Annotated in this window: 6 protein-coding genes and 2 pseudogenes; 5 read left to right on the top strand and 3 right to left on the bottom strand. The window is 65.2% G+C overall.

The annotated features are described in order from the left end of the window. Positions 1-72: 72 nt before the first annotated feature. Together FV223_RS15920 and FV223_RS15915 are read left to right on the top strand one after the other, a co-directional pair. A pseudogene (locus tag FV223_RS15920) lies at positions 73-1,629 on the top strand (excinuclease ABC subunit A); the annotation flags it as partial. Positions 1,630-1,725: 96 nt separating this feature from the next. Further along, positions 1,726-2,433, top strand: a complete 708-nt coding sequence (locus FV223_RS15915; RefSeq protein WP_147727951.1) for a type 1 glutamine amidotransferase domain-containing protein — start codon at positions 1,726-1,728, stop codon at positions 2,431-2,433. A gap of 396 nt (positions 2,434-2,829) precedes the next feature. Here the strand turns inward: FV223_RS15915 and FV223_RS15910 are convergent, their stop codons facing one another. Next, positions 2,830-3,222, bottom strand: a complete 393-nt coding sequence (locus FV223_RS15910; RefSeq protein WP_147727950.1) for a helix-turn-helix domain-containing protein — start codon at positions 3,220-3,222, stop codon at positions 2,830-2,832. An 82-nt stretch (positions 3,223-3,304) separates the two neighbouring features. Between FV223_RS15910 and FV223_RS15905 the strand changes: the two are divergent. Then, positions 3,305-4,035: pseudogene (locus tag FV223_RS15905) on the top strand (SDR family oxidoreductase). Positions 4,036-4,268: 233 nt separating this feature from the next. On the opposite strand, the gene FV223_RS15900 reads toward FV223_RS15905, so the two are convergent. Further along, positions 4,269-5,009 (bottom strand): 3-oxoacyl-ACP reductase family protein, encoded by a 741-nt coding sequence (locus tag FV223_RS15900; RefSeq protein WP_147727949.1) that lies wholly within the window; start codon positions 5,007-5,009, stop codon positions 4,269-4,271. A gap of 81 nt (positions 5,010-5,090) precedes the next feature. Here FV223_RS15900 and FV223_RS15895 point away from each other — a divergent pair, with 81 nt between their 5' ends. Then, positions 5,091-5,762, top strand: a complete 672-nt coding sequence (locus tag FV223_RS15895) for a TetR/AcrR family transcriptional regulator (RefSeq protein WP_147727948.1) — start codon at positions 5,091-5,093, stop codon at positions 5,760-5,762. A 301-nt stretch (positions 5,763-6,063) separates the two neighbouring features. Here the strand turns inward: FV223_RS15895 and FV223_RS31275 are convergent, their stop codons facing one another. Continuing rightward, a complete protein-coding gene (locus tag FV223_RS31275) occupies positions 6,064-6,429 on the bottom strand; it encodes a hypothetical protein (RefSeq protein ID WP_147727947.1) in 366 nt (121 codons plus the stop codon). 270 nt (positions 6,430-6,699) lie between these two features. Here FV223_RS31275 and FV223_RS15885 point away from each other — a divergent pair, with 270 nt between their 5' ends. After that, entirely contained in the window at positions 6,700-7,350 is a 651-nt protein-coding gene (locus FV223_RS15885) for a pilus assembly protein TadG-related protein (RefSeq protein ID WP_187276156.1), read from the top strand. Positions 7,351-7,401: the final 51 nt, after the last annotated feature.

The following is a 7,401-nucleotide window of genomic DNA, read 5'->3' as shown; positions in this document are numbered from 1 at the left end:
GCCAGCCCGAGGGCTCGCGCCGCGGACGCCGCGGCGGCTTGACCAACCCGAACAGGTGCAGGCGCGTGCGCGACGCCGAACCTCTCCATCGAGAAGCGCCTCGCCGCCCAGCGCCTCGCCGCCGACCTGGTCGATCGGATCGGGACGCTGGCGGAGCTGGGTCTCAGCTACCTGTCGCTGGACCGGGTCACCACGACCCTGTCCTCGGGCGAGCTGCAGCGCCTGCGCCTCGCCACCCAGCTCCGTTCGCAGCTCTTCGGCGTGGCCTACGTGCTCGACGAGCCCACGGCCGGGCTGCACCCCGCCGACGGCGACGCCATGCACGAAGCGCTGGCGGGCCTGCTCGCCGCGGGCAATTCGCTGTTCGTCGTCGAGCACGACATCGGCACGATGCGCCGCGCCGACTGGCTGGTCGATGTCGGCCCGGCGGCGGGCGAGCACGGCGGCACCGTGCTCTACAGCGGGCCGCCGGAAGGTCTTCGCGATGTGGAGGCGTCGCGCACGCGCCTGCACCTGTTCGGGTTGGTCAAGCCGCCGCGGCGTCCGCGGCGCGAGCCCTCGGGCTGGCTGCGCCTGGAGGGGATCGTCCGCAACAACCTGCGCGGGGTCTCGGCCGCGTTCCCGCTCGGATGCCTCACCGCCGTGACCGGCATCTCCGGCTCCGGCAAGTCGAGCCTCGTGAGCCAAGCCCTGCTGGAACTCGTCGGCGACCGCCTCGGACGGCCCGTCGAGACCGACGACGAGCCGGAGGATCCCCTCGACGACGCGCCGGGCCCGACGGAAGGGCGCATCGTCGGCGGCCTGGAAGGGGTCCGGCGTTTGGTCCAGGTCGACCAGAAGCCGATCGGGCGCACGCCCCGCTCGAACCTCGCGACCTATACCGGCCTATTCGACGCCGTCCGCAAGCTGTTCGCCGCCACCCCCGAGGCGCGGCGCCGCCGCTACGACGCCGGCCGCTTCTCCTTCAACGTCGCTAAGGGCCGCTGCTCGGCCTGCGAGGGCGAGGGGTTCGTCAGCGTCGAACTTCTGTTCATGCCGAGCGTCTACGCCCCCTGCCCGACCTGCCACGGTTCCCGCTATGCGCCCGCGACCCTGGAGGTGACGTGGAACGGGCTGACGATCGCGGACGTGCTCGGGCTCACCGTCGAACGCGCCTGCGCTGCCTTCGCGGACGAGCCATCCGTGCTACGCCCGTTCACCGTGCTGCGCGATCTCGGCCTCGGCTACCTGCGCCTCGGCCAGCCGGCGACCGAACTTTCCGGCGGCGAGGCCCAGCGCATCAAGCTCGCCACCGAGCTGCAGCGGGGCCAGCGCGGCGGCACGCTCTACGTCCTCGACGAGCCGACGACCGGGCTGCACCCGACCGACGTGGATCGCCTGATGCTCCAGCTCAACGGCCTGGTCGATGCGGGCAACACGGTCGTCATGGTCGAGCACGACATGCGCGTCGTCGCGGGGGCCGATCACGTCATCGACGTGGGGCCCGGTGCCGGAAACCTGGGTGGCATTGTCGTCGCGGCCGGCCGTCCCGAAGTGGTCGCCCAGGCGCGGGCGAGTCGCACGGCATCCTATCTACGGGAAGAGCTCGAGGCCTACGAAGGCGGGGGCGCGGTCCCGCAGCGTCCCTGACGACCCGTCGTCGATGCCGATTCTGCGCTTGATCAGCGTCAAAGTCGGTGACGGCATCCAGAACGAGAGACCTCAGACCGACCCCGGAGACCGACGATGAAGACCCTGATGGTGCTGACCTCGCACGACCGGCTCGGCGACACCGGGCGCAAGACCGGCTTCTGGCTGGAGGAGTTGGCCGCGCCCTACTACGTGTTCAGGGATGCCGGTGCGGAGGTGGTGCTGGTCTCGCCCGCGGGCGGCCGCCCGCCGCTCGATCCCAAGAGCAGCGAGCCGGACGCCCAGACCGACCTGACCCGACGCTTCGAGGCGGACGGCGAAGCCAGCGCCGCCTTGTCGAACACAGGGCGCCTCGACGGCGTCACCCACGAGGGCTTCGACGCGGTGTTCTATCCCGGCGGGCATGGCCCCTTATGGGATCTGGCCGAGGACCCCGCCTCGATCCGGCTGATCGAGACGACGCTCCGGGCCGGCAAGCCGGTCGCCCTCGTCTGCCACGCCCCCGGCGTGCTGCGCCACGCCAAGGCGCCCGACGGCAATCCGCTCGTCGCGGGCAAGGCCGTCACCGGCTTCACGAACACCGAGGAGGAGGCCGTGGGCCTGACCGCCATCGTCCCCTTCCTCGTCGAGGACGAGCTCAAGCGGGCGGGCGGTGTGTTCTCCAAGGCCGGCGACTGGGAGCCGTACGTAGTCGGGGACGGGCTGCTGATCACCGGCCAGAACCCGGCCTCGTCAGGACCGACGGCCGAGCGCCTGAAGGCGTATCTCGACAAACGATGGACCGCTGGGGCAACCGACTTGTGAGGAGCTTTCGCCCCCTTTGCAAGTTCCAGAGAGTTCCGCTTGCCGGATGCTTCGGGAAAGCAGGGACCTACGGTCGGATGAGTCGCACACCTGCCTTGCCGGTTTCGAAACCTCTCGACGCTGAAGTCGAGGAGCTGGACACTTAAATCTAATTCCCTTTGGCAAGCATGAAAAAGTCCCGACGTCGATCCTAAAGGGACCTGACCGTGTTCTTGATCACCGAACGCCCAAGATGGGCCAAAGCCGTCGATTTTCTCGGCGCGAGCTGAGGTCCGTTTTCGTGGCATCACTGCTCAAAAGCAGCTAGACTGCTCTCCACCCCAAGCGGCCATTCGGCTACCGACCCTGATAAGACGTAGCGGCTCAACATCCGGCGAACCGAAAGGGGACGCGTTCTCACGTCTTCGTTTTGAGGCTGTCATGCTCGTGGTTGGCCGCCTCGATCGCCGCACCGTTGTCGAGTGCCCACGCGCAGAGCGCCTCGAAGGGTTGACGCAGTGAATGGCCAAGCGGGGTGATCGCATACTCGACGCCGATGGGCGCGGTCGGTAGCACCGTCCGGGTCACCATGCCGTTGCGCTCCAGCCGCTTAAGTGCGTCCGCCAGCGCCTTGTGGGTGATGCCATCGAGCCGCCGCTTGATCACGTTGAATCGTGCCGGCCGCGGACAGAGCACCGTGAGGATCAGGATTGTCCACTTATCGGCGATCTTGTCCAGGACTGGGCGGACCCGTGCCATATCAGCGAGAGCGCACGCGGACAGGACATCGAGATCAGTATCATCGTCCATATCTAGGCTAACCTAAGTGCGTTCTTGATAGCAGATATATGCCGTGTATCTCATGTGCCGTTGCAGATGAAGGGATGCCGCGATGGCTCGCATGGTGGACAAGGTTGCGCTCGTGGTCGGCGGGGCGAAGGGCATCGGCCTCGCGGTCGCCGAGCGGCTGGCGGTCGAGGGCGCGTCGGTCGTCTCACCGGGCGGCGCGCCGATGAGGTCGAGGCAGCAGCCGCGAGGATCGGGCGGGGTGCGCGTGGTCTTGTTGCGGACGCAGCCCTACAGGAGGATTTGCAGCGCGTCGTGGCGACGGTACGAGAAACGCATGGCCGGATCGACGCGCTGGTCCTCAACGCGGGCATTTCGGAACCTGCGACCCTGCGCGACGCGACGCCCGAGCATTTCGACCGGCACTTTGCGGTCAACGTCCGTGGGGCCGTCCTCGGGTTACAAGCGGCGCTGAGTGCGATGGAGCGGGGTGGGTCAGTCGTGCTAATGGGGTCGATCGCCGACGCCGCAGGCATCACGCCCTACGGGACCTACTGCGCGACGAAGGCGGCGCTGCGCTCCTACGCGCGCACATGGACAGCGGAACTGGCCCCGCAGGGCATCCGCGTGAACGTGGTGGCCCCCGGCCCGACTGACACCGCCATGATGGCGAGCGTACCTGAGGAACAGCGAGCTGCACTGATCGTACCGATCCCGCTGGGACGCATGGCGCGTCCTGAGGAGGTGGCGGCGGCCACGCTGTTCCTTCTGAGCGACGAGGCGAGCTTTGTCGCAGGAGCCGAACTGTGCGTCGACGGTGGGATGCGACAGATCTAGGCCCTCAATCGCAGTTTCAACCTGTCCGCTTCGGCCGGTTTGCATCTCCGAAGCGAACCATCTCGACCTCAAGCCAATCGTAGAGCAGACCGGCGGGTCCCGACCCATACGAGCCGTGCAGAGAATTGTCCGGACATTCCGAAAGCGGTCGTTGTTGCCAGGTCGTTGGTCGATGAGGTGGGGCAATCGACACCGACGACACTCCACCTCAGCGCTACACCGAAATCCCGCGCTTACGTCGTCTGTCCACCGTCCACATTTAGGATGGCCCCGGTGACATGCCGGGCTGAAGGACTCGCCAGGAAGGTGACGGCGGCGGCGACGTCCTCTGGCGTTCCATACCGGCCGAGCGGACTGAGGCTACGCTGAAAGTCGGAGAACTCGCCGTTTGCCGGGTTCATGTCGGTATCGGTGGACCCGGGTTGGACCAGATTGACCGTGATGTCGCGCGATCCAAGTTCGCGCGCCAGGCCGCGCGTGAAGGAGTGCAGGGCGGATTTCGTCATGAAGTAGATCGCACCCGCGTCGCCGACGATGCGTTCGGCACCCGCGGAGCCGATCGTCACGATGCGCCCACCTGCGGGGAGATGAGGAATGGCGGCCTGCGCCGCGAGTAGGGGGCCCCGCACGTTGACGTCGAACAGGGCATCGATCGTCTCGACGCTGACCTCCGCAAACGTCGAGTAGAGCGCGATCCCAGCATTGTTGACGAGAATGTCCAAGCCCCCGAGCGCCTGGACGGCTTCCGCCACCGCCCGTTTGACCGCCGAAGGGTCTGCAAAATCCGCCTGGATGGCAGCCGCCCTGCGGCCCTTGCTTTCGATCGATTTTACCACTTCCGCGGCACGGTCTGCCGAACGCTCGTAGGTGATCGCCACGTCAGCGCCCTTCTCGGCGAGCGCGACCGCGATGGCAGCACCTATTCCGCGCGAGGCACCCGTGACGAGGGCACGCTTCCCAACCAGTTCCTGCATTGCCGGACCTTTCTGTATCGTTCGACACAGAAATGGCTAGGAGAGTTGGCGATTGGGGTCAAGGTATTTATATATCGAACGATGCAGAAACCGGATCAGAGACCAGAGCCCCCCGGAGCGCACCAGGTTCGAGGTCGTGGGCGCCCACGTGCGTTCGACCGTGAGGCGGCGCTTGCCCAGGCGACACGTCTGTTCTGGTGCAAAGGCTACGAAGCAACATCCATCACCGAACTTACGGAGGCGATGGGGATCGGATCGCCGAGCCTCTACGCCGCCTTTGGTTCGAAGGAAGCGCTCTATGCCGAGGCGCTAAGCCACTACGTCCACACCTACGAGGCGCTCGTATGGGGGCGGTTCCGGACGGCGAGGACGGCCCGTGAGGCCGTCGAGGCTTTTCTGAAGGACTCTGCAGCGGCCTTGACGGGCTCGGTCACCGACATTCCGCGCGGCTGCATGGTGACACTGTCCTCGGTCGGGAATGAGGGCCACGCCGAACTCGGCGATCTCGTGCGCTCGGCACGCGCCGGTACGCTGGAGAGCCTGCAGGCGTGCCTGGAGAGGGCTATGGGTGAGGGCGAGTTCCCGGTCTCCACCAACGTACGCGCTCTTTCCCGCTTCGTGCAGACCGTTCAGAACGGCATGTCGATCCTGGCCCGTGATGGCGCGAGCTGGGAAGAGTTGGACGCGGTCGCCGATATCGCGATGGCTGGCTGGGACGCTCGAATTGCCAAATCTATGGTCGACGACGTCTGATCTACTGGCCTCTTCCCGAAAGCAGACCGGTGACAATTCACCCATCCTGGCCGTAGAGCGGTCCGGCCGATGTCGACCCAACTCGGTCGTCGAGCGGACGGGCGGGTCCCGACCCAACCCGGCCGCCTGGATCGGCATGGGCGCTTCCCATAAGCGGTCATTGCTCGGCTGCCCGGCAACTTCGGCTAGGGGTGGTAAGCGGACGCTGGCTCTTCGTCCCGAAGTAGACATCTCGCGCGCGAACTGGTCCGTAGGCCCAGCAATGGCAGACAGCCTTGACGGGTCGATCAGGAGGAGCGTTCTACGGGTTTCGTCCGGGGCATGGATAGGCGGCCCGGAAGGCCTGTCGCATCGGCACGACGTAAAAAGCTGTCAGCTCGCTGGGATGCTGGATGACGTACAGTGAGAAGGCCGTCACAGCATGAATTAGTTTGACCTCGTTCGACGGACAGATGAAGTCACCTGCGATCTCCGTCGCAAGCATCGTCCGAACTGCTCCTAGACACTCGCCGAGATGCCGCATCGTATCTGCATCGTTCCGTGAGTAGCCTTTACGGGCAAATTTGATGAACTGGTTGCAACCGTAAATAATATCTTCAGTCTTGTCTCCGGCCGAGCAACCAAATGCTGGCGACGAGAGAGACATCAAGACGCAGGCCAAAGACATGAAGTGGCCGATTTTCTCGAAGTGTCTTATGCATCAATACGCGCTTTGAGGGCGCGATCTTCATTGGGGTCGCAATTCGCGGGTTTACATTTTTGATCTTATGCGGTTAAGTTTTAATTAAGCAGCAGGGCTGGTCACGATGTATTGAAGAATAAGATGCTGGTTGGGATTTCTGACCATCCCTTAGCAAGGCTTTCATATCCAGCAGTCTAGTTGCTGCGCCGGACCTCCCTGGGCGCGGGATCGGATTGCATGCCACGTCGAGGCCGAATGGATTTTCGTCGTGTCCGAGCTGCTGGCTGGAGCGTCATCGCGCGTGGCCAAGCGTTCAAGGCCGACCATCGCGGCGGCGTCGCCGTCATCTTCAGTCTCACCGCCGTGGTGCTGCTCGGTCTCGCAGGCGGCGGTATCGATTTTGCCCGCCTCGCAAACCGGAAGGTTCAACTTCAGTCGGCGACCGACGCCGGCGTGATCTTGGGCGGTAACACCCTGAAGCTCGCCGCAGCGAACGGCGGCTCCGTCACAGCTGTCACCGAGCAGAAGATCCGCTCCGACGCCCAGCCCGTAAGCGGGACGCCTTTCTCCGTCCAGGTCAGCGTCGGTGCCGATGGCACCAGCGTCTCCGCGCAAACCCAGGAAACGGTGACGCTGATCTTCGGCAAGTTCCTCGGCAAACCGACCGCCACAATCAGCGTTCATGCGCAGGCGTCCGTCGTGGGTAAGACGCGACTTTGCGTCCTGGCACTCGACCCAAGTTCGGCCGGCACGTTAACGGTTCAGGACCACGCATCGATGACTGCATCGACGTGCTCGGTCTACTCGGACTCGACGAACGCAAGCGGCGTTGTAAAGGGCGGACCAATTCCAGGCCGCTGTGGCGGAGTAAAACCAGGCCAATGGCGGCCGCAGCTTGAACGATGAAGGGGCCCGATCGGGCCCCTTCATCGTTTATCGCCGACCATGAGGCTCAAG

This window comes from Methylobacterium sp. WL116 (genome assembly GCF_008039455.1).
Taxonomy (GTDB): Bacteria; Pseudomonadota; Alphaproteobacteria; order Rhizobiales; family Beijerinckiaceae; genus Methylobacterium.
The sequence above is the reverse complement of the archived record's forward strand: the minus strand, read 5'-3'. Positions and strand labels throughout refer to the sequence as shown.